The organism is Nostoc foliaceum FACHB-393, assembly GCF_014698505.1.
GTDB classification, from domain to species: Bacteria; Cyanobacteriota; Cyanobacteriia; order Cyanobacteriales; family Nostocaceae; genus Nostoc; species Nostoc foliaceum_A.
In genome coordinates this window covers 118,153-142,239 of the sequence record NZ_JACJTD010000016.1, presented here as the reverse complement: position 1 = coordinate 142,239, position 24,087 = coordinate 118,153, and the positions used below count along the sequence as shown (strand labels likewise).

General features: G+C 41.1%; 22 protein-coding genes and 2 pseudogenes. 5 read left to right on the top strand and 19 right to left on the bottom strand.

Features of this window, described 5'->3' with window-relative positions:
• The first annotated feature begins 769 nt into the window (after positions 1–769).
• Complete coding sequence (locus H6G92_RS15540) at positions 770–2,485, top strand: fasciclin domain-containing protein (protein WP_190894546.1); 1,716 nt, start codon at positions 770–772, stop codon at positions 2,483–2,485.
• Positions 2,486–2,784: 299 nt separating this feature from the next.
• On the opposite strand, the gene H6G92_RS15535 is transcribed toward H6G92_RS15540, so the two are convergent.
• From H6G92_RS15535 to H6G92_RS15520, 4 genes are all read right to left on the bottom strand, one after another.
• Positions 2,785–3,450, bottom strand: a complete 666-nt coding sequence (locus H6G92_RS15535) for a class I SAM-dependent methyltransferase (RefSeq protein ID WP_190894545.1) — start codon at positions 3,448–3,450, stop codon at positions 2,785–2,787.
• 669 nt (positions 3,451–4,119) lie between these two features.
• Complete coding sequence (locus H6G92_RS15530) at positions 4,120–5,052, bottom strand: alpha/beta fold hydrolase (RefSeq protein WP_190894571.1); 933 nt, start codon at positions 5,050–5,052, stop codon at positions 4,120–4,122.
• Between the two features lie 153 nt (positions 5,053–5,205).
• Positions 5,206–5,712, bottom strand: a complete 507-nt coding sequence (locus H6G92_RS15525; protein ID WP_190894544.1) for a DUF4112 domain-containing protein — start codon at positions 5,710–5,712, stop codon at positions 5,206–5,208.
• A 253-nt stretch (positions 5,713–5,965) separates the two neighbouring features.
• Positions 5,966–6,211 (bottom strand): transposase, encoded by a 246-nt coding sequence (locus H6G92_RS15520; protein WP_190894543.1) that lies wholly within the window; start codon positions 6,209–6,211, stop codon positions 5,966–5,968.
• Positions 6,212–6,328: 117 nt separating this feature from the next.
• On the opposite strand from H6G92_RS15520, the pseudogene H6G92_RS40855 reads away from it, so the two are divergent.
• Together H6G92_RS40855 and H6G92_RS15515 are read left to right on the top strand one after the other, a co-directional pair.
• Positions 6,329–6,430, top strand: a pseudogene (locus tag H6G92_RS40855) (short chain dehydrogenase); the annotation flags it as partial.
• Between the two features lie 346 nt (positions 6,431–6,776).
• Positions 6,777–7,040 (top strand): annotated as a pseudogene (locus tag H6G92_RS15515) (hypothetical protein); the annotation flags it as partial.
• A 75-nt stretch (positions 7,041–7,115) separates the two neighbouring features.
• On the opposite strand, the gene phnM reads toward H6G92_RS15515, so the two are convergent.
• The 11 genes from phnM to phnG all read right to left on the bottom strand — a co-directional run bounded on the left by phnM (position 7,116) and on the right by phnG (position 16,091).
• Positions 7,116–8,405: a phosphonate metabolism protein PhnM gene (gene phnM / locus H6G92_RS15510; protein WP_242059150.1), complete on the bottom strand. Its 1,290-nt coding sequence runs from the start codon at positions 8,403–8,405 to the stop codon at positions 7,116–7,118.
• Positions 8,406–8,422: 17 nt separating this feature from the next.
• Positions 8,423–9,148, bottom strand: a complete 726-nt coding sequence (gene phnL, locus H6G92_RS15505) for a phosphonate C-P lyase system protein PhnL (RefSeq protein ID WP_190894541.1) — start codon at positions 9,146–9,148, stop codon at positions 8,423–8,425.
• A 90-nt stretch (positions 9,149–9,238) separates the two neighbouring features.
• Positions 9,239–10,012 (bottom strand): phosphonate C-P lyase system protein PhnK, encoded by a 774-nt coding sequence (phnK, locus tag H6G92_RS15500; protein ID WP_190894540.1) that lies wholly within the window; start codon positions 10,010–10,012, stop codon positions 9,239–9,241.
• A gap of 71 nt (positions 10,013–10,083) precedes the next feature.
• A complete protein-coding gene (locus tag H6G92_RS15495) occupies positions 10,084–10,956 on the bottom strand; it encodes an alpha-D-ribose 1-methylphosphonate 5-phosphate C-P-lyase PhnJ (protein ID WP_190894539.1) in 873 nt (290 codons plus the stop codon).
• 47 nt (positions 10,957–11,003) lie between these two features.
• Complete coding sequence (locus H6G92_RS15490) at positions 11,004–11,564, bottom strand: phosphonate degradation HD-domain oxygenase (protein WP_190894538.1); 561 nt, start codon at positions 11,562–11,564, stop codon at positions 11,004–11,006.
• Between the two features lie 38 nt (positions 11,565–11,602).
• Complete coding sequence (locus H6G92_RS15485; RefSeq protein WP_190894537.1) at positions 11,603–12,811, bottom strand: alpha-D-ribose 1-methylphosphonate 5-triphosphate diphosphatase; 1,209 nt, start codon at positions 12,809–12,811, stop codon at positions 11,603–11,605.
• Positions 12,808–13,230: a fosfomycin resistance glutathione transferase gene (locus H6G92_RS15480; RefSeq protein ID WP_190894536.1), complete on the bottom strand. Its 423-nt coding sequence runs from the start codon at positions 13,228–13,230 to the stop codon at positions 12,808–12,810. Before H6G92_RS15480 ends, H6G92_RS15485 begins: the two co-directional genes overlap by 4 nt.
• Positions 13,227–14,429 (bottom strand): carbon-phosphorus lyase complex subunit PhnI, encoded by a 1,203-nt coding sequence (locus H6G92_RS15475; RefSeq protein WP_190894570.1) that lies wholly within the window; start codon positions 14,427–14,429, stop codon positions 13,227–13,229. The genes H6G92_RS15480 and H6G92_RS15475 overlap by 4 nt, the downstream gene beginning before the upstream one ends.
• Before the next feature lie 109 nt (positions 14,430–14,538).
• Positions 14,539–14,991: a GNAT family N-acetyltransferase gene (locus tag H6G92_RS15470; protein ID WP_190894535.1), complete on the bottom strand. Its 453-nt coding sequence runs from the start codon at positions 14,989–14,991 to the stop codon at positions 14,539–14,541.
• Positions 14,981–15,583 (bottom strand): phosphonate C-P lyase system protein PhnH, encoded by a 603-nt coding sequence (phnH, locus tag H6G92_RS15465; RefSeq protein WP_190894534.1) that lies wholly within the window; start codon positions 15,581–15,583, stop codon positions 14,981–14,983. Before phnH ends, H6G92_RS15470 begins: the two co-directional genes overlap by 11 nt.
• Positions 15,584–15,632: 49 nt before the next feature.
• Positions 15,633–16,091, bottom strand: coding sequence for a phosphonate C-P lyase system protein PhnG (gene phnG / locus H6G92_RS15460; RefSeq protein ID WP_190894533.1), 459 nt, complete (start codon positions 16,089–16,091; stop codon positions 15,633–15,635).
• Between the two features lie 106 nt (positions 16,092–16,197).
• Here phnG and phnF point away from each other — a divergent pair, with 106 nt between their 5' ends.
• Complete coding sequence (gene phnF, locus H6G92_RS15455) at positions 16,198–16,956, top strand: phosphonate metabolism transcriptional regulator PhnF (protein WP_190894532.1); 759 nt, start codon at positions 16,198–16,200, stop codon at positions 16,954–16,956.
• A gap of 10 nt (positions 16,957–16,966) precedes the next feature.
• On the opposite strand, the gene phnE is transcribed toward phnF, so the two are convergent.
• From phnE to phnC, 3 genes are all read right to left on the bottom strand, one after another.
• The gene (gene phnE, locus H6G92_RS15450; protein WP_190894569.1) at positions 16,967–17,740 is read right to left on the bottom strand and encodes a phosphonate ABC transporter, permease protein PhnE; all 774 of its coding nucleotides are present in this window, start codon (positions 17,738–17,740) and stop codon (positions 16,967–16,969) included.
• A gap of 75 nt (positions 17,741–17,815) precedes the next feature.
• Entirely contained in the window at positions 17,816–18,817 is a 1,002-nt protein-coding gene (phnD, locus tag H6G92_RS15445) for a phosphonate ABC transporter substrate-binding protein (protein WP_190894531.1), read from the bottom strand.
• A gap of 43 nt (positions 18,818–18,860) precedes the next feature.
• Positions 18,861–19,658, bottom strand: coding sequence for a phosphonate ABC transporter ATP-binding protein (gene phnC / locus H6G92_RS15440; protein ID WP_190894530.1), 798 nt, complete (start codon positions 19,656–19,658; stop codon positions 18,861–18,863).
• A gap of 898 nt (positions 19,659–20,556) precedes the next feature.
• Between phnC and H6G92_RS15435 the strand changes: the two genes are divergently transcribed.
• On the top strand, positions 20,557–22,197 hold the full coding sequence (locus tag H6G92_RS15435; RefSeq protein WP_190894529.1) for an iron uptake porin: 1,641 nt from the start codon (positions 20,557–20,559) through the stop codon (positions 22,195–22,197).
• A 431-nt stretch (positions 22,198–22,628) separates the two neighbouring features.
• Here H6G92_RS15435 and H6G92_RS15430 read toward each other — a convergent pair whose 3' ends face one another.
• Positions 22,629–23,753, bottom strand: a complete 1,125-nt coding sequence (locus H6G92_RS15430) for a hypothetical protein (protein WP_190894528.1) — start codon at positions 23,751–23,753, stop codon at positions 22,629–22,631.
• Positions 23,754–24,087: the final 334 nt, after the last annotated feature.

The following is a 24,087-nucleotide window of genomic DNA, read 5'->3' as shown; positions in this document are numbered from 1 at the left end:
TTGCCCTACCTCCAGAGGAGTTATGAGCAAGATTGACACAGATTAGCCACCTTTCAAAAATCCTAGTTTATCCGTGGCTTCATTTTCATGAAATTGTCTTTTGCAAAAAAATAAACACTAGGCAAAAAACTTGACGAAATCATGCCCCAAATTTTTGATTGCGATCGCTAATTTCCAGTTTAGTATTTTAAAATTTTCCATCACAGACAACTATCTAAAGAGTGAAAGTCTTTCTTTGAAATCCAGCCATTAGTTAGTTGTATTATTTGGATCAAAGCTTAATAATCAGGTATATCGCCAAGACACATTTCATTTTTTAAATGTTGCTCAATATGATGATGCATTGAGCTTGACGGCGTTAACCCTCCTGGGCAATTATAAAGAGACGGCTATTAAAAGCCAATTTTTTTACTGCTTGGCTGCGATTTTAGAACTGATAAAACCGCATATTTGCAATAACTATCTTTATTTTTGCAACATAGCATGTTACTACAATACACCTGCTTATGCTTATTAGTGTTATCTGCGTTTCTTTAAAAATCAAATAGGAGTTTTATATGTGTGGTGAGCATTTGGATAAATATGAGTTATGAGATATCAGAGCAGCTACTCATAATGTCCAACATTTTAATTTTACAGAGTTAATGGTTGTATTTGTGGTTTCCATATCGAGGCAAACCAAACAATCATCTCGATATTTGTATTCACTTAACGTTGCATCCAGTATTTTCCAATAGTCAATCCAAGAATTTGAAGAGAGGATATTTCTATGTTTAGTTTCTTTCGTTGGTCATCAGCAAGGGTTGCTTTACTAGTTCTGGGAATGACAGCTGCTACAATAACCCCCATCGTAATTTCTGCCCCAGCTTCATCTCAAAATACTGTTCCATCTACGACACCATCACCTGCAACACCATCTGCAACACCATCGCCTACTTCAACAGTTAACTTGTCTGATGTTTCCTCAGATTATTGGGCGCGTCCCTTCATTCAAGTCCTAGCTGACAATAACGTGATTACTGGCTTTCCTGATGGCAGCTTTCGGCCGAATCAAGCTGTGACTCGTGCCGAGTTTGCCGCCCTACTTCAAAAAGCTTTCCCTAACCAAAACCGAGTTCGGCAATTAACCGCAGGCGGATTTAGTGATGTCCCTGCTGGCTACTGGGCGGCTTCTGCAATTCAGTACGCCTACGAAACCGGATTTCTGGCAGGCTATCCTGGGAATGTGTTTTCGCCAAATCAACAAATACCCAAGGTACAGGCGATCGTTGCTTTAACGAATGGTTTGGGTTTAACTGCTAGCACCACTGGAACCAGCACTGACCTCAGCACCTACTACAACGACGCTTCAGCTATCCCAAACTATGCTGTTAATAGTGTGACAATAGCAACACAATCTAATATTGTTGTTAATTATCCAGATGTAAAACAACTCAATCCGCAACAGCCCCTGACTCGTGCTGAAGCTGCCGCACTTTTATATCAAGCTTTGGCTAGACAGGGACGGGTGCAACCCATTGCTAGCAATCTTCCAGCTACTCAATATATTGTCGGTGGAACTACTGGCGGTACCCAAACAGGTAGCGATATTGTTTCTCTTGCTGCATCCAGTACTTCTTTGACAACTCTGACTTCTTTATTAAAGACAGCTGGTTTAGCAGATATTTTGCAACAGCCTGGCCCTTATACAGTTTTTGCTCCCACCGATGAAGCATTTGCTGCTTTACCTGCTGCTACCCTACAACAGTTGCAGCAACCAGAGAACAGAGAAGCATTGATTAAGATTTTGAGATATCATGTGGTTCCTGGTGCAGTAACTGCTAGTCAACTCTCGGCTGGAGAACTGAAAACCTATGAAGAAAGCCCTGTAAATATTCAAATTGATCGCGCTAACAATCAAGTCGCGGTAAATAATGCCAGAGTTATTCAGGCGGATGTCCAAGCTAGCAATGGTGTTATCCATGCAATTAACCAAGTCCTGATCCCGCCTGATATTAACATCAGTCAGTTAAATCAACCACCAACAGGAACCACAAATGGTACAACGCCTGATGTTACGCCAGGTAGAACCACTCTTGGTGGGCCTAGCTATATCGGTGTTGCTGGTAATATTGGTTTGAGCGGTAATGATACAGCTGTGAGCGATGGCAACTTTGCAGTGATCAGCAAAATTGGTCTGACACGTAACATATCAGTGCGGCCATCGGTGCTGTTTGGTGGCGATACAATATTTTTGGTTCCCTTGACTTTAGATTTTTCTCCCCGCACAGCAGGTGCAGTGGGTGAACAAACGTTCGCTATATCTCCTTATGTGGGTGCTGGCGTAGCCATCGAAGCTAATCTCGACACTGATTTTGGCTTACTGCTAACTGGTGGTGTAGACATTCCTATAGCTAACAGATTTACGGTGACAGGTGCTGTAAATGCTGCTTTTATGGATCAAACTGATGTAGGGCTACTATTTGGACTTGGTTACAACTTCTAAGTAGAAAACGCATTAGGGGCGAACAGATATCATTGGTGTCAACTTAAGCTAAAAGCCTTTTCAAATCTCGTTTCCAGCCTCTGGGCTGGAAATGCAACTCAAAAGCGTCTCTGCCGCCAGCAAGAGAGGCGGAGTCTCTAGGACGGCATTCCCAGTCTTTGACTGGGAACGAGACAATATCTAAAAGCTGCTTCTAGCCTGACTTTCACGTTAAGTTGACACCAATGCACATCTGTGCAGCCATACTCTATTCCAACAAATAAAAAACAGCTATAACAGTAAGTTGGCATCAAACTGGATTAAGGTCGCTTGATTGCTAAAGTAAGTCCATCAGCAATGGGGATAAGGGAGAGGGTAATCCGTTCGTCATGATGTAACTTTTCGTTGAGCGCCCGGATAGCCTGGGTGCTTTCATCTTGATTTTGCTCCTGGGCAACTTGTCCTGACCATAAAACGTTATCAATAGCAATCAATCCACCTGGACGCACCAATTGCAGCGATCGCTCATAATATCCATCATAATTTTCTTTATCAGCATCAATAAAGGCAAAATCAAATGTCTCGGCTTGGCCAGTTGCCAACAGTTGATCTAAAGTTTCCAAAGCTGGTGCTAATCGCAGATCGATTTTATCGGCAACCCCGGCTTCTTGCCAATAACGCCGGGCGATCGCAGTAAATTCTTCACTCACATCAGCAGCGATAATTTTGCCATCATCTGGTAGTGCCAAAGCTACAGAAAGTGAGCTATAACCTGTAAATACTCCAACTTCCAGGGTTTTCTTAGCTCCAATCAACTGCACCAGTAGTCTCATAAACTGCCCTTGTTCTGGTGAAATTTGCATTCCGCTACGAGGATGGCTGGCTGTTTCTTGGCGCAACTTCAAAAGAATCTCCGGTTCCCGCAGCGAAACGGATAAAAGGTAATTATATAGTTGGTTATCAAGGCCTATAGACTGTTTTGGCATGGTAGATCAGAGAATTGAAAGAATCTACAGCTATACTATCGCCCAAGAGTAGTTTTTTAGGAATCCTCTGTGAACTTAATCTCTGTCGTCTGAGTCTGGATCTATTTCGGATGGTGCTGCAATAGGAAAGGCGAGCAATTCGGTAATTTAAAAACCTGCCAAAATGGCAACCAGATTCTAATTAACCAAGTTAAATTGTACAAAGATAAACGACTTCAAGGGTTTTGTTATCAGGGACTACCACGTAAGCAAATTCCTTTTGTAAAACACTATCTACTAAGTGATTTACAAGAAAAAACTATCTCTACCAATTATTTGCAGAGTATTTTTCTCAGCAGATAAATATCAATAATTAGGTTTGGCATTTGCTGCAACAGGAATATTAAATGTGTGCGGGCGTTGTTGTTGAAGTACGCATTAGCCCTCAAATAACGGGCAACGTCTGTATACATTCCTGTTCACTTCAGTGGCAAATGGCAGAGTGGGAGTTTGAAAGCTGACTGATATGCTTCCTCCCATTCTCTTTTTATATAATTCGTAATTCGTAATGACGCTCAAAGTCTCGCTAACGCTGCGCTAACGTAATTCGTAATTATTGTTGAAATACTCGCGCGTAATTGTGAGGTATTTTACGTATTTGGGATGCTCTCATCAAAATATGAACTATCTTTAGAAATGAGTATCTCGTAAAAACTCAATAATTGCTGCATTCAACACCTCAGAAGCACCAGTTGAAGCATCATGACAGCAGTTAGACAAAATTTGTAATTTAGAATTGGGGATATGCTGATGCAATTTTTCACCATGACTAGCAGGAAACCAGCTATCTTGCTTACCCCACAAAATTAGTGTAGGACACTTAATAGCACTCAGGTTATTTTGAATTTGGGTAAGCATATTTGGCTTATTTACTTGCCAATTTTCAATTTCTCGCGCTGCTATTTGTAACTCTTCGGCGACTTTTGCAATAGTACCAGGAAATTCAATAAACGGGTAAGTTATCCAATAGACATCTTCCTGTGTCAAAATTGACGGATCAAATAATACCCCACGTCTTTCTATTGCCATAATTTCTCTCAATAGAGGTGCAAACAAATATGCCAGACGTAAGGAGTCAATTGTTTGGATTATTTCCAGGGGTGTTTGGGCAAGTAACCACATAGCCCAATGGGGTAGACGTTCGGCAAAAACAGGTACGTTTACTACTACAAGCTGCCCGACTAACTGCGGATTTTCTTGAGCAAGGGCAAGGGCAACTAATCCCCCCAGAGATTCAGCTACAATCACTGCGGGTTCATCACATAATGCCTGAATAACTCTTTGAAACTCAATAACTTGATGACCATTGTGTTCTCTCCGAGACAATGGTTTTTCGGAAAATCCAAAACCTTTGGCATCAAAACAAATTACCCGAAAATATTTAGATAATGGTTCTATACTGTAACGCCAATTATAGCTCCAACTACCCATGCCATGTAATAAAATTAGCGGTTTACCTTTACCTTTTTCACCATAAGAAATTTGTACAGGATAGCCTTTAGCATCAGTAATAATTAGACTTTGCCGCCCTTTAGGAAAGGTAGCTTGCCACCAATCTTTCATTCCGTTATCAATAAATAATTTAACTAATTCTGTGGGTTTAAGTTGCATAGCAACTAATAAGAAGCTCGGTAAGCACTCTGTCGAGTCAAGGCAAGTTTTGTGGTACTTGTGTTTATCACCGTTACAAAACTTAATTACGAATTACGAATTATTTTAACCCCCTGTTAGGGCATTCCACAGCATTCTAATTAGTATCACGGGCAATGCTACTAAGACAATGGCAATCAGCAACAATCCAGCCAAAACTGCAAAGATAAACCACCCATCTGCACTCTTTTGCTGGCTAGGAAACTTTAAGTAATCTTCCAATAGCTTGATATTATTAGTGTTAGCTCTCCAGGCAAAATCAAAAAAGTCTCCCAAAACTGGGACAGCGCCTACCAAGCCATCAACGATCACATTCAGAACCATTTTGCCTAAAGTGGCTCTAGATACACCCAGCCGCGCCGCTTCTAGGATGATGTAGCTAGAAAACATGATTCCCAAAAAATCACCACCAATAGGTATTAATCCTATAATTGGATCTAGACCAAAACCAACCTGCGTGCCAGGAATGGTAATAACATTATCCAGCAGTCGGCTTAATTGACGCAGGCGCTTCAATGTGGGTGCTTTGGCATCAGGTTCAATCATCGAAAACCGAAAAGGAGAATCAGGCATGAAGGCGATCGCTAACTTTGTATTGAATCGTTAGACATTTTACTCCCCTACTGAACTTTTGCAAAAACTTTCTCAGGGATTTACTAGAACCTATCCCACTAATAATATTTTGTTAATCCAGATGTGAATGGTAGCGAGGTCAATGAATGCGTCAAAATAAACCTTTTGACGTTCCCATCTAACAACGAGACGACGGTATTTGCGTTGATACCAAGCAAAACACCGCTCCTGCTGAAATCTCGGAACGGAGATTTTAATGGGTCAACCGAGTGTTTTTCTTAGTTTTCCAGACTCGTTTTGGGATTTGAGGACGAATACTCGGAAAGCGTAGGTCAGCACGTTTTTGCTTTGAGTCGTAACCTTTGTCGGCAGCCAGTACCTTGATTCGCTTACGTGGTCGCCCGCGCTTCAAAGTTTTTAGTTTTACCTTATCAATTAGAGGTAAGACTTGTTCTCTCTCGTTTCCGTTGGCTGGAGTAGTGGAATTAGCTAAGGGCATTCCATTGCCCTCAGTCAGAGTGTGAATGAGGATACCTTTTCCTTAGTGTCTTCGCTAGATCCACCCCAATACGTTTCGGTTAAGGTTTTTTGATAGATCACAAAGACGCGGTTTACCGCCGTCGTCAATAAGTTTGGTAGGCTTGATATCGCCTTTAATAATGCGGGGTTACTGGGTGAAAATGCCTTGCTAGCAGAGCAAACAGAGCAAACTTATGACCTAATGATGTTCAAGGAATTGAGGAGTTGAAACACATTTCTCCTGTAGCTTGGCAGCACATAAATTTATATGGTCGTTATGAGTTTAGGAAATTTTCTAACCCGATCAATTTGGATGATATTGTTCAGCAGCTAACCCAAGCCCCGGTTCACTAATTTCCCTATTCCCCTTTTTCGAGGGTTTGTACAAAAAACCCCATTTTGTGAGGTGCTTAAAATTCGGGTACTAAGTCACCTATTTAGAGCTGCGATCGCAGCTAAATAACTGTTTTTATTGAGAATCTACCTCTGGAACTGAGAATTTAAGTCTAATCTAACAAAATCGCATCGCTCCCGTAAACGAGGATATCTCCCAGCAAGTAGATCCAAGTTCAGCAACAATTACGCTTACTGCTGTTGAAGTTCCAGAGTTGACAGAGGAAGAACAGAGCGATCGCCTACTCCTGGAGAGGAAAGTGGAACGGGCGTTTTTTGAGGCGGGGAAAGCGCTGACGGAATTGAGGGACAGACGGCTTTATCGCTCCACGCATAAAACATTTGAAGATTATTGCCGCGATCGCTTTGGGCATAGTCGGCAACAATCAAATTATTTGATTGCCGCAGCTGATGTAAAGATGTAGATAGCTGGGATTGCTCTAGAAGCAATTCTAAGCATAAAGGTTATATTTATATGTAATATTTTTAATTTAAGAAATACGATCGCCTCGGCAGATAGTTGCACTCAAGCGCGGTACAATACCATCATCATGAGCAATGATAAAATCGGCTCTTTTACCTACTTCCAGACTACCGCGATCGCAAAATACATTAATGGCTTTGGCTGGATTGCAGGTAAATAATTGCATAGCTTGGTAAATCGGCTTGTTCGTCTTCTCGGCAATCATAAAAATGGATTGTAATAAGCTTTGCGGAACGTAATCAGAAGAAATTACATCCACTAAATTGTGCAACACAAGTTCCATAGCTGAAACATTACCAGAGTGAGAACCACCTAACACTAAATTAGGCGCACCCATCAAAACTTGTAATCCTAAATTATGCGCTGCTTTGGCAGCTACTAATGTAGTTGGGAACTCGGCTAGCACTACTCCATCTTGAACCGCTTCTTGGACGTGTTCCACGGTAGCATCATCATGACTTGCTAAGGAAATACCTTTGGCTTTGGTAAGTTCTACTAAAGCCATACGATTTTTTTGTGCATATAGTTGTTGCTGTTGCTGACGAATGATGATGAACTCGTCAATTTTGTCAGGAGTAACACCGTGTTTTCCTATGTAATACTCTTTAAACTTGTCTAACCGGGTAAACTGCCGTTGACCGGGAGTATGATCCATCAACGAAATCATTGATAAAAGAGGATGATCTGCGTATTGTGCTGTAATCTCATAAACCTTGTCAAAAGCCAGTTCACACCGCAGATGAATGCGATGTTCTACACAAAAGTTTCCGGCGGCTTGTCCTTGCGAGATGACATCAATCATCGGTGCATAGTTAGATAAGCGAGGAGAACTAGCTGCTATATCACCAATTGCGATCGCATCACATACTGTTGTTACTCCTGCACTGGCTAAATCTCGATCATGATAAACTGCTGCGGCTTCTAAAGGCCAGCGAATACCGGGACGGGGAGACATACAGCGTTCGAGATTATCGGTGTGTAACTCAATCAACCCTGGTAATAGATAATCTCCCTGTCCATTTTGACCATGACTCACAATCCCTGGCTGAATATCAGCAATCAATCCATCTCGCACTACCAAAGTACCTAGTAGTTCTTTGTCTGGGAGTTGCAGACGATAGTTAGTGTAAATCTGTTCATTCATAATATTGGTGACTGGTGACTGGTGACTGGTGACTGGTGACTGGTGACTGATGACTGAGGGGACTGGTGACTGGTGACTGATGACTGATGACTGATGACTGATGACTGGTGATGGTAAACACTTGGTTGGGCTGGTTGAGCAATTAACTGTCAACCATCAACCGTCAACCATCAACTATTAAAAATTAATTCGCGGTTACAAAGTTGCGATCGCACTTCTTCATCGTGAAAAATGCCAATTAAGCCACAGCCTTTAGCTTTTTTTTCTTGCAACAGTTCAATTACTACTTGGCGATTGGTAGCGTCTAGGGCTGAAGTTGGTTCATCTAGTAGCAAAATGGGATAATCAACTGCTAAAGCACGAGTAATATTTACCCGTTGCTTTTCGCCTCCAGAAAAGGTAGTGGGAGAAAGAGACCACAATCTTTCCGGGAGGTTGAGGCGATGAAATAAGTCTTTAACTTTGTTATATGCAACATCTATATTTACCCCTAATTCCAACAGTGGTTCTGCGGCAACTTCTAACGCTGGCACTCTGGGAATTACTCTTAAAAACTGACTGACATATCCAATGGTTTTCTGCCGGACTGCTAAAATTTCGTGGGGAGCGAGTTGACACAAATCAACCCAATCTTCCTGATGCTTTATCCAGACTGAACCACTATCGACGCGATAGTTAGCATATAAACAGCGCATAAATGTAGATTTCCCACTGCCGGATGCTCCAGAAAGGGCGACACATTCCCCAGCATTAACGCTCAAAGACACTCCTTCTAACACCGATAGATTAATGCCTCCTTGCTGATGTAGAGTAAAACTTTTTCGCAAATTCTCAACTTGCAAAAGTGCTTGGCTAGGAAAGTTTACTGGATGATGATTAAGAGTTAATGATTGCATAATTAAGAAAATAGATGACTGATGACTGATGACGGTAAACACTTTGTTGAGCAATCAACCGTCAACCGTCAACCGTTAACCGTCAACACATCAGGGTGTTAAAGCGGCGCTGACTAATAATTGAGTGTATGGATGTTGTGGATCATCAAGTACTTGGTCAGTTAAACCTGATTCCACCACCTGTCCCTGTTGCATGACTAATAATCTGTGTGCCAGCAGTCTGACTACGCCGATATCGTGGGTAACTATAATCACGCTGAGGTTAAAATTGCGGACAAGCGATCGCAACAAATCTAATAAACGCGCTTGTACCGACACATCCAACCCGCCTGTCGGTTCATCCATCAATATTAATCGAGGACGCGTTACCAACACACGGGCGAGTTGTAATCTTTGTTGCATCCCTCCAGAAAAGTGGACTGGCAGATTATCTATCCGTGCTGGGTCAATTTCCACTTGTTGTAGCCAGTGGGCAGCCTCATCCCGAATATTGCCATAGTGGCGTACCCCAATATCTAGTAAGCGTTCGCCGATATTTGCTCCAGCACTGACCTTCATTCGCAGACCATCACGGGGATTTTGCTGCACAAAACCCCACTCAGTTCGCATCAACAACCGCCGTTTAGCTTCCGCAAGTTGAAAAATTTCTAAGTCTTCACCCCTACGGCTAGTATAAGTAACATTACCTTGATCAACAGCAATATGATTGGCAACTGCACTGAGCAAAGTGGACTTACCTGAACCTGATTCTCCAACAATACCGAGAACTTGCCCAGGATAAAGATTAAAAGAAATGCGATCGCACGCTTTAATTGTGCCGTAAGATTTACTCAGTTGGTGAACCTGTAAAAGAGGTTTATTCATTGGTAAATAGTGATTAGAGACGCGATTCATCGCGTCTGTACAATAAATAGTCCAGATTCATCAGTCAACTGTCAACAGTCATCCGTCATCATTTCTCTACAAAAGTCTGTATCTGAACAGATCCACATTCGCCCACCTTGGTCGTCAATCACTACCTCATCTAAATAGCTTTCTCTAGAACCGCATAACTCACAGGCTTTATCCCATTTTTCTACGGTAAAGGGATGGTCTTCAAAGTCGAGGCTTTTAACTTTGGTGTAAGGTGGAATTGCATATATGCGCTTTTCTCTCCCTGCACCAAATAATTGCAATGCCGGACTCATCTGCATTTTGGGATTATCAAAGCGTGGGATCGGGCTAGGACTCATCAAATAGCGGTTATGCACCATTACCGGATAGTCGTAGGATGTAGCAATATGTCCATGTGTGGTAATGTCTTCGTACAGTTTGACGTACATAGCTCCGTATTCTTCTAGGGCGTGCATTTTGCCTGTCTCTACAGATGAAGGTTCTAGCCAGCGCAAAGGTTCAGGAATCGGTACTTGGTAAACTAAAATCTGTCCTTCCTGTAGTGGTGTTTCGGGTATACGATGGCGAGTCTGAATTAAAGTTGCTTCTTGTGTGCGTTCTGTTGTCTTTACACCACAAACTTTTTGAAAAAAGCGACGAATATTAACAGCGTTAGTGGTGTCGTCCGCGCCTTGGTCAATTACTTTCAAAACATCAGTTTGACCAATCACAGCAGCTGTTACCTGAATTCCCCCAGTACCCCAGCCGTAAGACATGGGCATTTCTCTGGAAGAAAAGGGAATTTGATGTCCTGGAATCGCTACGGCTTTCAGCAAGGCGCGACGAATAGAACGTTTTGTTTGCTCGTCTAAATAAGCAAAGTTAAAGCCTGTTTCTGGGGATAAGGGGTAATGGGGATTGGGAGAGATATTCATTAGACTGATGACTGTTAACAGACGATACGAAAAGATGTATATAGAACTTAGATGCGCGACAGCTTATTTAAAGAGGCTGTTATAAATTGGGTGAAGTGGTTTAAATCTGGTGTTGGCAAATTTGTGATTTTGGCTTTGTCGTCATAAATCCTTAACTGCACAGCATCTTGAGCATAAGGTTGCTGAATAAATTTCTCTGCCTGTTCAGGGGAAAATATGCCTCCTTGCAGTTCTAAGCTGCGTTTGGATGCGGCTGAGAGACTTTCCCAATATTCAGGAACAACTGAGCAAAGATAGCGTTTGGCGACGACATGAAGCCTAATTGGTTGTGTGACTGCTGGACTGAAAATCTGACTTAGTAAAGGAATGGCTCGATGTTCATGTTGATCGTCTATGCCTTGGGTGGCGGGATTATTTCCCAAGTTATGAATTAAATGTCCTAAATCATGAAGTAGACAAGCGGTAATCAATTCATGGTTTTGACCTGATATTTCAGCGAGGCTAGCACATTGCAAGGCGTGTTCTAGCTGACTGACGGCTTCTGCACCATAGGATTGGGAACCCTTTTCGGTGAAGAGTTCAACAATGCTTTCAATGGTAGGTTTCATAATAGGTAACTGATGACTGTTGACTGTTGACTGGATATTTATTGAATTTGATATCGAGCAACTTCTTTTCCTGCTACGTATACGGATGAGATGGCAGTAATCGCAGATGGTAAAGAATTATCAGGAGATATCAACAGGAAATCAGCGTCTAAACCAGGGGCAATTTTACCTTTGCGATCGCTTATCCCCGCCGCTTCTGCTGGTCGGCTAGAAACTAATGACCATGCTTGTTCAAAGGGCATTAAGCCTAATTCTTGGAGTTTGAAGGGGGCGTAAAACAAGGAAGGATAATGATAGTCTGAGCAAAGACAATCGATAACATTATTTTTCACCGCCTCAGCGACACTCATCAAACCTAAGTGAGAACCACCGCGCACTAAGTTAGGCGCACCCATAAGAACTGCTGCACCATATTCACGAGACTTAGCAGCTAAGTCTACAGTAGCAGGGAATTCTGCGATCGCTACTCGGCGTTGTTGACTTAGTATTACTTTCTCTGGGCTATCATCATCGTGAGAAGCGAGGGGAATACTGTAGGTATGAGCTAAATCCACGAGTTGTTCTATTTGCACGTCTCCTTCATGTCGCCGTTCTGTTACTTGGTTGACCAATTCTTCGATTTCTTCTATGGACATCGATGATCTTTGCCTCACACTATTGAGATATCGACTCAATCTCTTTTGATTTCCTAGGGGTGGTAGGTGATCATTGATAGACAAAATATGCACGCGGCCGGATACCATCCAATCACACAATTCTTGATGACCTATGATATTTGCTTCTTCATGCCTGATATGAATACGATGATTGCAATTTAAAACTTGTTTTCCTGTCCCTAAAATGAAGTCAATTAAAGCACGAGCAGAATCTCGGCTGCGTAAACCTGGTTCGTAAGAGTCGGTAATTGAACAGTAAAAAGTTGTGATCCCCGATGCTAAGAGGTTGCGGTCATTATCTGCGATCGCTATTGGCAGAGGAAAGTTAACTCCAGGGCGAGGGCAAATCATCCTTTCAAAAGCATCGCCGTGTAAGTCAATAATTCCTGGCAACATCTGGAGTCCTTGAGCATTTACCAGATGAAATCCATTAGGACTACTGGCCTGATCAATGCTAGTAAATTGCCCATCTTCAATTAAAACTGTGGCATCTTCCAGCCAACCATCGGGAGTTAGTACATTTACTCCTTGAATAGCAATTTTTGTGTTGGTTGGCTTTGATAATATTTGAATATTTTTAGTTGTTGTCACTGACTTACCTCAGTAAAAAATTTCATGCCTTCATAGGGAGCTTTTTGAGTGGCGGCAATTCTGGAAGATAAATCACCTATATGCAGTTCCAGCTTGTGGTGATCGGGGTCGAGAATATATATAGAATCGCCTTCACTTGTATTTTTTTTCCACTGTTTGACTCCTAAAACTTTGAGGCGATCGCTATATTCTGGAAACTTATCTTCAGGGATACTAAAAGCAATATGAGTGTACTCGTCCATAGGATTTGTGCGTGTGTTGGAATCTAAAGATAGGCACAACCACAAGTCACCTGCCAGTAAATAAACACCTGTTTTCCACTTAGCGATCGCTTGACAACCTAGAATTTCGGTATAAAAGCTAAAAGATTTCTCCAAGTCGCAGACAGACAAAGTAATATGGTTAATTCCTGTAATCATTTCGCTTGTTCCAAAACCAAATCACTAGTTTCTAAAGGCTGAGATTCTTGGGCAGCAACAGTTAATGACGATTGATTATTTAGCTGCTGCTCTCGGATTTTCCGCACCAGATTTAACTCCGCTTGAAAGTCAATGTAATGTGGAAGTTTGAGGTGTTGGACAAAACCTTGTGCTTCCACGTTATCGGAGTGGGAAAGTACAAACTCGACGTTTTGGGCTGGGCCTTGAATTGTTTCCCCTAATTCCTCTGCTCGCATTGCCCTATCTACTAGCGCCATCGACATCGCTTTACGTTCGTTGTAACCAAAGGTTAGTCCATAGCCACGGGTAAACTGAGCAGGTAATTCTTTACTACCTTTAAACTGATTTACCATTTGCACTTCGGTGACAGTAATATCTGCGATCGCTATTTCAAACCCCAATTCTTCTGGGCAAATTACCACTTCTACTTCCCCCATGCGAATCTCTCCAGCAAAAGGATGGTTTCTGCCATAGCCTCGCTGTGTAGAATATGCCAGAGATAGCAAAAAACCCTCATCTGCACGCGCTAGATTTTGCAGTCTCGCATCCCGTCCAGCCGGAAAAGTTAATGGTTGACGAGTTAAATCAAATGGTTGAGATGAAGGAGATAACGGAGAATCATTATTTACTTGCTCCCCCTGCTCCCCTGCTCCCCTGCTCCCCTGCCCTTCTTCTGCTTGCATCAAGCCTTCACGATCTAAAGTGTCAATTACACGTGGAACTGATTCTGTAATTGCTTCTGCTTCTGGTGCTGTAGGGACTTGTCCTTCTGCTATCAACTTAAAGTCTAGTAGGCGGTGGATGTAGTCGAAAGTAGTTCCTAACCTTTGTCCTCCTGGTACATCTTTAAAAATGGCAGAGATGCGGCGCTGAATCTGCATTTTGCTGGTATCTAATGGCTGGCTATAGTAGAAGCGGGGTAGTGTTGTCCGATAGGCTCGTAACAAGAAAATTGCTTCTACCAAATCACCCCAAGATTGTTTAATAGCAAGGGCTGCTAACTCCCGATCATATAAGCTACCTTCACACATCACCCGTTCTACTGCTAGGGTAAGTTGTTGTTCAATCTGGTCTAGGGTCAATTCGGGAATTGCAGGATCACCTCTGCGTCTGCTTTGCAGGAGCGCTTCTGCATTTTGAATTGCCTGTTCACCGCCTTTGACTGCAACGTATGGCATAGTTTTTAATTCGTAATTCGTAATTCGTAATTTTTGATTAAGAAAGTTAGGCTTTAATCGGGTTTTAAGATTTTCATTATTTATATTTTTATCCTCCGCAATTTTTGCTTTACAGGCTTGGTTGAAGTAGGCATTTAAAGCTCCAGCCATGTTGCTCGAATCCTAGTGATTGATAGAATTGATGGGCGCGATCGCGTTTTAAATTAGAAGAGAGTGTGACTTTATAACACCCAGCCTCGGCACTAAATTGGAGCGCGGCTTTTACCATTTGGCTACCAATTCCCTCTCCTCGCATTTGAGAAATAACTGTCACTGCATCTAGAACTGCAAATTTGTGATAGCCCCGGTGCATCATTGTTGGCGCATAGAGGAGACTGAAAGTACCTACAAGTTGCTGATTTAAAAAAGCAATATAGATGTAGTAGTTAGGAACTTGTGTGATTTCTGTCAAGATTTTTTCTACATCGTCGCTTGGTAAAGGTAACTCACCATCCATGTCAGCATAAAGCTGATTCAATAGAGGCCAATCCTCACGGGTAGCAATGCGAATATCAAGAGTCATGGTAGACCTCTGATTTGGCTGTGCGTGGTAGTCCCATTACTGCATATTGTGTAAATAAAAATACATCTACGCCTTGTGGATAGGCTTGATGATTCTGCATCCAGAAATCCCAAAAATGGGCGGGAAGTGTCGGGGCGATCGCTTGCTGGTCTAAAACTCCTGGCCCCGTCAAAATGACAGGTTGTCCCATCTCAAAACTTTCCACTTGTACCAATAATGTTGTTGAGGCTTCCGGTTTTTCTGCTGTACCCCAGTTAAAAATAGATAATTCTGGCAACGCTGCCAAATCTTGAATTAAGGCAAAGTCAGCTTTTTCTGGGTACTGCGTGAAGCGACAGCCTGTATGGAACAACAACCAAGCTCTCACTTGATCTGCAAAACTGGGCTGTAGCCATACCACAACATCCAAATCCAGCAACGTCAAACAAGCAGCCCCACAAGCAGGCGTTAAACACAATGGCACACTCATATCAGCAGTTATCTGATAAGCTATCCCCGGTCGAGCATTAGCATCAAGCAACGCCCGAAATGTTCTCTGGCCATCATGAATTAAGTCTTGAAAGCCAGGTAAGTACGTAACTATATTTGACATCAATCAATAATCCAATTTTTTAATTTTTAATTTTTAATTTTTAATTGATTCACCCTTCTCCTCTCACCATCGTGAAGAAATTAACCTTAGTGGCGGCTGCTTGACGTTGCTTGAGTTCCTGCTGCTTTTGGTGTTCTGCTTGCAAGGGTTGAATTACCTCAGTCTGAATCTGATCGTGCCAGTTTGGAGTTTGTAGTAATGCATCACAAACAGCAGCTAGTTCTGCATGACGGTGCGATCGCCCTGCGACATAACCGAATCCAGCAATTGCTTCATCTCCTTGGCTCTCTAACTGCACAACACAGCGAGTCATGGTAATTTCTCCTAAGTTAAATGGCTCTCCTGTACCCCCAGCGCGTCCCCGCACCATTGTTAGACCAATCTCTGGGCAGCGTAAAAAGCTATAGTTGGGCAAAGTAACCAATTTTTTTACCAGTTTTTCTAATAGCTCTAACTCGGCTTTAGCTAATGTTGCCATCCATGCTTGTCGCTGCGTCACAGTAGGCATAAGTTGGTTTGTGGTATTTTGTTTTAAACTCTTCTTAACTTGTCTAGACATCTAGATGAAAGTAGATTAACGCAATTCTGACAAATTGACAATCTAATATTGATATATGAAGGAAATAATGCCGATTTATGCCCAGATTGCTGATCAACTGCGACAAAACATTCATCAGGGGGTTTATCAGCTTGGAGAACGACTACCAACGGAAACGAAGTTAGCAGAACAGTTTGCAGTTAATCGCCATACCATTAGACAAGCGATCGCTCTCCTAAAAGACGAGGGATTGTTGCGAGTTGACCGAGGACGCGGAACTTTTGTAGCGGCTAAAACCATCCGCTATGCGATTGGTAAGCGAGTGCGTTACAACCAAACGCTGAAAGCACAGGGTTGGCAAGTGAGGTTTCAACTGCTGCGTGTTTTAGAAGTACCTGCCGATGATGCTGTAGCCAAAGGGCTAGAAATTCCTTATGGTGAGTCGGTAGCGTTAATTGAACGCTTAAGTTTTGCAGATGAAGAACCTATAAGTATGGGTACTGGGTATTTTCCCCTCAAGCAATTCCCTGATATTTTAGATCCAAAAAATATCAAGATTTTGCAAGAACAGCAATCAATATCTCAGTTTTTACAACAGGTGTATGGATGCGATCATATCCGCCGTAGTACCTGCGTTTCTGCTCGTCTAGTCCAGCCTCAAGATGCTAAGTGGCTACAAATACCCCTTAATCAACCCATTCTTTTGGCGGAGTCAGTGAACGTCGATGAAACAGGTAATGTTATTGAATATGGTGTAACTCGACTGCGGGGCGATCGTATGGAGTTATTTTTTGAAAATGACTTGAAAAAGGGTGGAGTTACAACTAATGACTAGTAACTAATGACTAAATTAGCCACTCTCTTACCTTTGCAGACAATAAATCAATAGCACCAGTAGTAGCAATCAAAATAATCAGAATTGTACAGACTTTTTGGTATTCAAATGCACCAAAACTCTGATATAGTGAAACGCCAATACCGCCAGCCCCAACAATTCCTAATACAGAAGCAGAACGCACATTTGACTCAAATCTGTAGAGAGTGAAAGAGGTCCACAAAGGCATTACTTGGGGAATCACTCCATAAATTACTTCTTGAATCTGGCTTGCACCAGTAGCTCTAATTCCTTCTACCGGGCCTGACTCAATTGATTCTACTGCTTCTGAGAACAGCTTACCCAGAATACCGGCAGTATGAATAAATAATGCCAAAACTCCAGCAAATGGCCCCAACCCAACAGCAACTACAAAGATTAGTGCAAAGACGATTTCGTTAATCGCACGCATAGCATCTAATAAGCGACGTGTTGGTTGAACAACCCATATTGGACAAATATTATTAGATGCTAAAATAGATAAAGGAACAGCTGCGATCGCAGCCATTAAAGTTCCCCAAATTCCCATCGATATAGTAACCAGTGTTTCTGAGAAATAATAATTCCAATCGCTAAAGTCTGGCGGGAAATATGAACGTATATATTCCACCATGTTGTCTCCCCGTTGCAGAAGTACAGGGAAATTTAACTCACTTTGAGTATAGGCGAAAATCAATACAGCAGCAATCACTAAAAGAAACAGAACTTTTTGGGTAGTCACAAGCTTTGCTTCTTTCTCTAACATTGCTACTACATTAGGAGATGCGTAAGTAATTATCTGATTTCGTGGGCGCACTTTTTTCTCCCTATAGCTCTAGTTTTATCGAATTTCTTTAAGTTGCTGGTTGAGTTCTGCTATTGTTTGCTGTTTTTCTTTATCACTAAGATTTTCTTTATCTTGAGTCTCTTGTATTTTTTTAGCAATTTCTAGTTCTCGAATTGTATGCCAATTTTTATCTTCAGCCTGTACAAAGCCAGAAATTTTAAATGGTGTTAAAACTTTTGCATCTTTGTAGTTATAGAAAAAGTTTTGCAACTTCTTTTTGATATCATCAGATAAATCTCGACGATAAACAATCGGATCGCTGGGAATTATAGGTGATTTCCAAATAATTTCAATCTTCTGCCTGGCTGTAGGATTAGTACTTTCTAGACGACTTAATGCTTCACTACTGACAGTAGCTACATCTACCTGTTTATTAGCTACAGCTAGAGCGCAAGCTTCATGATTACCAGCAAAAATCAAGCGTTCAAAAGCTTTCTTAGGGTCAACATTGTTTTTAGTAAAAATATAGTAACTGGGAACTAAAAACCCAGAGGTAGAATTAGGCTCATTAAAGGCAAAGGTGAGCTTGGCTGCATTTTTAATCACATATTTATCGCCACCTACTGCTATAGCTTCTGCTGCGAGAGGATTCTCTTTATTAGTAATTAAATGAGAATAGTATCCTCTAGTACCATCTGCACTCACAACTTGAGCAAAGGCTTCTGCATCAGCAATTTTTGCTGCTTCAATATAAGATTTACCACCTAACCAAGCTGCTTGAACCTTACCAAAACGCATCGCTTCTATAACTGCTGCATACTGTGTAACATAGAAGGGTTTTATGGGAATACCAATTTGCTGAGACATAGCAGCAGCAAAAGGTTCCCAAATTGGTTTTTGATTAGCTTGAGATTCTGTAGACAGAACGCCAAAGTTAATTTCTTTAATTGCTGCTGTACTATTATCAGCATTAGAAGTACAAGCTGAAAGGATCTTAGTACTTGCCAAAGTTATAGTAAATAAAGAAGCCTGTTGAATAAATAATCTTCTGTCCATAAGTTTAGTTGTGATATGTGAGTGAAAATTCTGTATTTTTGGGTTACACTACCAGTTCTCCGTGTCCTCTCATAATGAGTTCTTCGGCAGCTGTGCCATAAAGTTCATTGAGCTTTTTATCATTCATCTCTGTGGTTGCACCATCAAACATCACTTCTCCATCTTTGAGAGCGATCGCTCGATCAAAGTAACTACGCACCATTTGAACCTGATGTAAAGAAGCGACTACAGTAATACCGCTTTGGCGATTCAACTGCACAAGTAATTCCATGACTTTACGTGCCGATTCAGGATCGAGAGAGGCGATTGGTTCGTCTGCGAGGATGATTTTCGCTCCTTGCACTAAACAACGAGCGATCGCAACTCGTTGTTGTTGCCCTCCAGAAAGCATAGATGCCCGTTTATAAGCGTGTTGAAGAATGCCTACTCGCTCTAATGCAGCAAGAGCTTGGATTTTTTCTTCTTTGGTGAATAAATGGAATGTTGAACGTAAGATAGACAATCTTGATAAGTTACCAACGAGTACATTTTCGATAACTGTTAGCCGATTGACTAAATTAAACTGTTGAAAAATACAACCTATCTGGCTTCGTAAAGACCTAATTTTAGAGTGTGTTTTGCCCTCGCTCTGTAGTATTGAGCCAAAAATATAAACAGTTCCTGCATCTGAAATATGCAAGCCATTAATATGCCGTAAAAGGGTAGATTTGCCTGAGCCAGATGCACCTATTAGCGCAACCAGTTCTCCCTCATGAATTGTGCAAGTTACGTTTTTAAGTGCTGTCTTACCTTTGAAAGCCTTCGAGAGATTACTAACTTCGATAGCCACTGTATTTGCCATTTTTTGACATTGAGATGTCTATGATTAACTTGAATAATATTTTTGAGTTAAGAACTAATTAAGAAAAGGATAATTACTGATTTAATTTTTAAGTTATCAGCCTAATGAATGAGCCAATTCTAGATATACATCAATATAATGTAAGGCTTATAATACATAGACTGACATCCATTTTTTGATTAAAATTTAATTAACAAAAAGCTAATTTTTGGTAAAAAGGCAATTAACCCGCTAGGAATTAGTACAGCACGGCGTAAATAAACCACCCATTCCAAATCAATAAAATGCTTCTACTGTATAGCTGTTTGAATTTTGGTAGGGACAATTCATGTGTACGCAACGCAAAGCGGCTACTTTTACGAGAACGCTTTCAGCGGTAGCGACGTTCGCGTAGCGTCTCGCAGAGAAGGAGCGTCACCCGCAGAGTATTGCCCTTACCACATATGTACTTTTTTAAAGCATCTATATTTGGCATTTGTTGTCAATACGTAAGTCCTAGTAAATAAGCTTTGTTGCTATAAAAAACATTAATAATATATTATTGGCTGGATTTTAAATATTGGTTATTGATTGAGCTAGGAAACACAGACAATCTTTAATATATCAATATCCATTGAGTTAAGAATAGGTAAACAAATGACAATGTTTTGATTTCATAATAATCTTTATATTGTGGTACATAGTTGTGCTTTGATATTGTTAAAGTTGATTTGAAAAAATTTTCTTATAAAAGATTCATTTTTTCTATATCTAACATTAGCTTTTCTTATGTAAAGGTTAAAACCACGCCTTAATTAAATCAATCTTGCTAATATTTGTGTTTTAACAATTAGCAGATTTTTAATGTTAGAAAAACTTTGATTTTTCACTAATTTCTATCAGGTGTGAGGGTACATTCGTGCAGAAGTTTTGGTTGAATTCTTTGTTATTTAGTCCAGCGATTTTGGGCTTATTTATAGTTGCGCTACCAGCGATGGGTTCTGAAGTACCTTTAAATCAAGCACCTGCAAGAAATCAACCGTCCAGTTTTAGCAGTGCTGAGAATATCGGACAAGTAACTTCAGTTTCACAGCTTTCTGATGTCAAACCTACAGACTGGGCTTTTCAAGCTTTGCAATCCTTGGTTGAGCGATACGGCTGCATTACAGGTTATCCTAACCAAACTTATGGGGGTAATCGTGCTTTGACTCGCTATGAGTTTGCTGCTGGTTTGAATGCTTGTTTAGATCAGATCAACCAACTTATAGCTACTAGTACGGCTGATCTGGTGAACAAAGAAGACCTAGCAACGCTGCAAAAGCTGCAAGAAGAGTATACTGCTGAGTTGCAAACTGTGCGAGGTCGAGTAGATGCTCTAGAAGCTCGTAGCGCCACTTTAGAGTCGCAACAATTCTCCACAACTACTCAATTGCGGGGAGAAGCAGTTTTTGCACTGGCTGGTGCATTTGGCTCCGATAGAGCAATCAACACCGATGCTCAAAATCGTGGTGATACCAGACCAGAACTCGATGAAAATGTGATTTTTGCCGATCGCGTCCGGTTAAACTTTGATAGTAGCTTCACTGGTAAAGACCGCCTTAGAGTTAGGTTACAAGCGAGAAATATCACTTCATTCAATACAGCCGTAACTGGTACTAACCAAACTCGTTTAGGGTTTGATGGCAATGAATCCAACAATGTCAGCGTATCAGCTCTGTTTTACCGTTTCCCTGTAGGCAACTCCACAACATTCAACATCGCAACCGAAGGATTGGAATACATTGATGAAGTACCTGCTCTCAGTCGCAACTTTGATTCTAGTGGTTCCGGTGCGCTATCTCGTTTTGGGCGTTATAACCCAATTTACCGGGCAGCAGAAGGGCCAGGTATCATCATTAATCAAAAGTTCAATGATGCTCTCACCTTAACTGCTGGTTACGTTGTGCCATCGGGTGTTGGTAATGACCCCAGTAACGGTAGAGGTATGTTTAATGGTAGTTACTCAGCATTAGGTCAACTGACTTTCCAACCAACCTCAGAATTAAGTTTGGCTTTCACTTATGTCAATGCCTATTACACTGATGGTAGCGGAGTTACTGGTAGCACTGGTACTGGTTTTGCCAACAACCCATTCAACGGGGCGCGAACTTCTGTAAATAACTATAGTGTGACTGCAAATTACAAACTTAGTCCTAAGTTTACCATCACTGCTTGGGGCAGTTACGCCAATGCCCAAGCTGAAAATACAGCTGTTGCTAGGAGTAATGCAGATATTTGGAACTGGGCCGTTCAGCTAGGCTTTCCTGATTTGGGTAGGAAAGGAAATTTTGGTGGTCTTGTCTTTGGTGTACCGCCTTACGTTGCTGACAATCAATTCGTCAGTGATAATAATCGCCGTCAAGACGATGATATCTCCTATCATTTAGAGGCTTTTTATAGATATAGGCTGAATGACAATATTGCTATTACCCCAGGATTAATCACCATCTTCAATCCTGAGGGTAACAGCAACAACTCTAATATCTATCTGGGAGTAGTGCGTACTACTTTTACTTTCTAACCCAAAGTCTTTGCTGAAGCTCAATCAAAAAGATTTCTCCCTGATTTTACTACGCAAAATCGTCCCTCTCCGAGCCGGAGAGGGACAGCTTTGAACTTTATTCACTCCAATTACTGTTGCTTATCACTGGGTTCATCAAGCCGCTGAGATTCTTGACAACAAAACAGGTCTTGATGCAATTGAAGTTAAACGAAGTTTCCAAACTTTGATTGATTTAATGTCACATAAGAAACATGAAGCTTACAAACGTAGTCTCCGACAAAAAATGAAACGGACTGATATGGATAACGATTACATGATTCGAATTCTCAGTTCCGGTTTCATTGACTCTACATTAAATTCCTCTCAGCCCTTATGTCAAGCCTAATTGAGATGCTCTTACCCTGTTTAATTACCCAGTCGCCCAAAAATAGTCACCTTTATCTACGAAGCTACAAGATTTTTCTCCAGAATCTTAATAGGACTAAGGTACTAAAGCCCAATAAACCTAGCTCATTAGTGGGTTCAGGAACAGAGGTTAATTTAAAATTGTCAACTAAAAGTCCAGAATCAAAATCGTTATCTCCCACATCTATAACCCCAAGTCCTAAGGTGTATGTTGCTGTGGTGGGCAACTTTAAGGAAAAAGTGCCAAAACCAGTCTCTTGAAAAAAATCTGTCAGAGAAAATTCCGATGTGGTATCAGTTACATCAGCTAATTCTAATAATGAACTAACTGAATTATCTGAGGAACTGATTGAAACAAAAGAGAAGTCTGAAAAAGTAACTGGTGGTAAGACCTCATTGGTCAAGAAATTCCAATCAAAGCTCAAAACATCTCCAGATTTAGCTGTGAATTTTTGTTGAATAGCGGAGCCTTTAATCACTTCTTTTTCGTCAAAATTATTCAACGAATTATCTTCTAATACCAGAAGTTTTTCTATAATTGAACCATCAAATGTAGCACCACCAGTTGACAATAAAGCTTGAAAATTTCCCTCTGTTGAACCACTACCGAATGTTATGGTTTCAATACTAGTAGATCCTAGTGTTGTCCATCCCGTAAAATTGCCACTTTCAAAGCCACTGTTGGCCAGTGTTACATTCGTTGAAGTGCTGGGAAAAGGAAATGTTTTTAATGAGAATGTATATGAACCAGATTCAAAGTGGTCTCCTCTAAGGAAAATGTCTCTCAAACCAGATACGGCAAAGTTCAGGCTGCCGCTAGTGGGTATCTCTCCGGTTAGTATCGGTAGAACATTGCTATCAGATTGATCATCGTTGATTGCGATGATATTACCAAAATCATCCAACTGGCCTAGAAGTGGATCGAATGATTGTGAATCTACCTCTACAGTAAATAAATTTCCAGTATCCAAATTTGAAAAATTGTAAAAGTCAACGTTTTCATTTTCTAGTTGTCCTTCTACACTACTGATAGCAGATGAGAGAGTGTTTTCGGTAGTAAAATAATTATCATTTTTGCTTAGGGATACTGCATAAACAGGTGAAACAATACCAAGAAAACAGACGGAAATAGAATAACTATTAATAGCTAGCGTGGAGAGTACTTTCATGAAATTTACCTGGAAGCTAAATGCTGTTATACATAAGATGTACACTTTCACAACTTTTTTCTAGAACTCTGATTCAGCATTTAAAATACGGATTAAAAACCTGGCTTTCTTGAAATTTAAGTCAGCAATTTTCGCTCTTTCCAACCACATCCGCTTGGTTTTTGGGATTATTGAATCAGTGTTCTAGAAGCTAGTATCGCTTTGCGTAATTCTTCAGGAGTGCTGAGTGCTGTTAGCAATCTTTAGGGCGTTGAACCAGTGCGATTTTTATTGTTTTTACTCAGCACTCTAACTGGGCACTCAGCACTGTTTCGGTAATTCGCAATTTTTAATT

What these genes read in the sequence shown, in the direction of transcription:
- H6G92_RS15540 (WP_190894546.1), top strand. Translation starts at nt 770, where the DNA reads ATGTTTAGTTTCTTTCGTTGGTCATCAGCAAGGGTTGCTTTACTAGTT.
- H6G92_RS15535 (WP_190894545.1), bottom strand. Translation starts at nt 3,450, where the DNA reads ATGCCAAAACAGTCTATAGGCCTTGATAACCAACTATATAATTACCTT.
- H6G92_RS15530 (WP_190894571.1), bottom strand. Translation starts at nt 5,052, where the DNA reads ATGAAAGATTGGTGGCAAGCTACCTTTCCTAAAGGGCGGCAAAGTCTA.
- H6G92_RS15525 (WP_190894544.1), bottom strand. Translation starts at nt 5,712, where the DNA reads ATGCCTGATTCTCCTTTTCGGTTTTCGATGATTGAACCTGATGCCAAA.
- H6G92_RS15520 (WP_190894543.1), bottom strand. Translation starts at nt 6,211, where the DNA reads ATGCCCTTAGCTAATTCCACTACTCCAGCCAACGGAAACGAGAGAGAA.
- phnL (WP_190894541.1), bottom strand. Translation starts at nt 9,148, where the DNA reads ATGCAATCATTAACTCTTAATCATCATCCAGTAAACTTTCCTAGCCAA.
- phnK (WP_190894540.1), bottom strand. Translation starts at nt 10,012, where the DNA reads ATGAATAAACCTCTTTTACAGGTTCACCAACTGAGTAAATCTTACGGC.
- H6G92_RS15495 (WP_190894539.1), bottom strand. Translation starts at nt 10,956, where the DNA reads ATGAATATCTCTCCCAATCCCCATTACCCCTTATCCCCAGAAACAGGC.
- H6G92_RS15490 (WP_190894538.1), bottom strand. Translation starts at nt 11,564, where the DNA reads ATGAAACCTACCATTGAAAGCATTGTTGAACTCTTCACCGAAAAGGGT.
- H6G92_RS15480 (WP_190894536.1), bottom strand. Translation starts at nt 13,230, where the DNA reads ATGATTACAGGAATTAACCATATTACTTTGTCTGTCTGCGACTTGGAG.
- H6G92_RS15475 (WP_190894570.1), bottom strand. Translation starts at nt 14,429, where the DNA reads ATGCCATACGTTGCAGTCAAAGGCGGTGAACAGGCAATTCAAAATGCA.
- H6G92_RS15470 (WP_190894535.1), bottom strand. Translation starts at nt 14,991, where the DNA reads ATGACTCTTGATATTCGCATTGCTACCCGTGAGGATTGGCCTCTATTG.
- phnH (WP_190894534.1), bottom strand. Translation starts at nt 15,583, where the DNA reads ATGTCAAATATAGTTACGTACTTACCTGGCTTTCAAGACTTAATTCAT.
- phnG (WP_190894533.1), bottom strand. Translation starts at nt 16,091, where the DNA reads ATGCCTACTGTGACGCAGCGACAAGCATGGATGGCAACATTAGCTAAA.
- phnF (WP_190894532.1), top strand. Translation starts at nt 16,198, where the DNA reads ATGAAGGAAATAATGCCGATTTATGCCCAGATTGCTGATCAACTGCGA.
- phnE (WP_190894569.1), bottom strand. Translation starts at nt 17,740, where the DNA reads ATGTTAGAGAAAGAAGCAAAGCTTGTGACTACCCAAAAAGTTCTGTTT.
- phnD (WP_190894531.1), bottom strand. Translation starts at nt 18,817, where the DNA reads ATGGACAGAAGATTATTTATTCAACAGGCTTCTTTATTTACTATAACT.
- phnC (WP_190894530.1), bottom strand. Translation starts at nt 19,658, where the DNA reads ATGGCAAATACAGTGGCTATCGAAGTTAGTAATCTCTCGAAGGCTTTC.
- H6G92_RS15430 (WP_190894528.1), bottom strand. Translation starts at nt 23,753, where the DNA reads ATGAAAGTACTCTCCACGCTAGCTATTAATAGTTATTCTATTTCCGTC.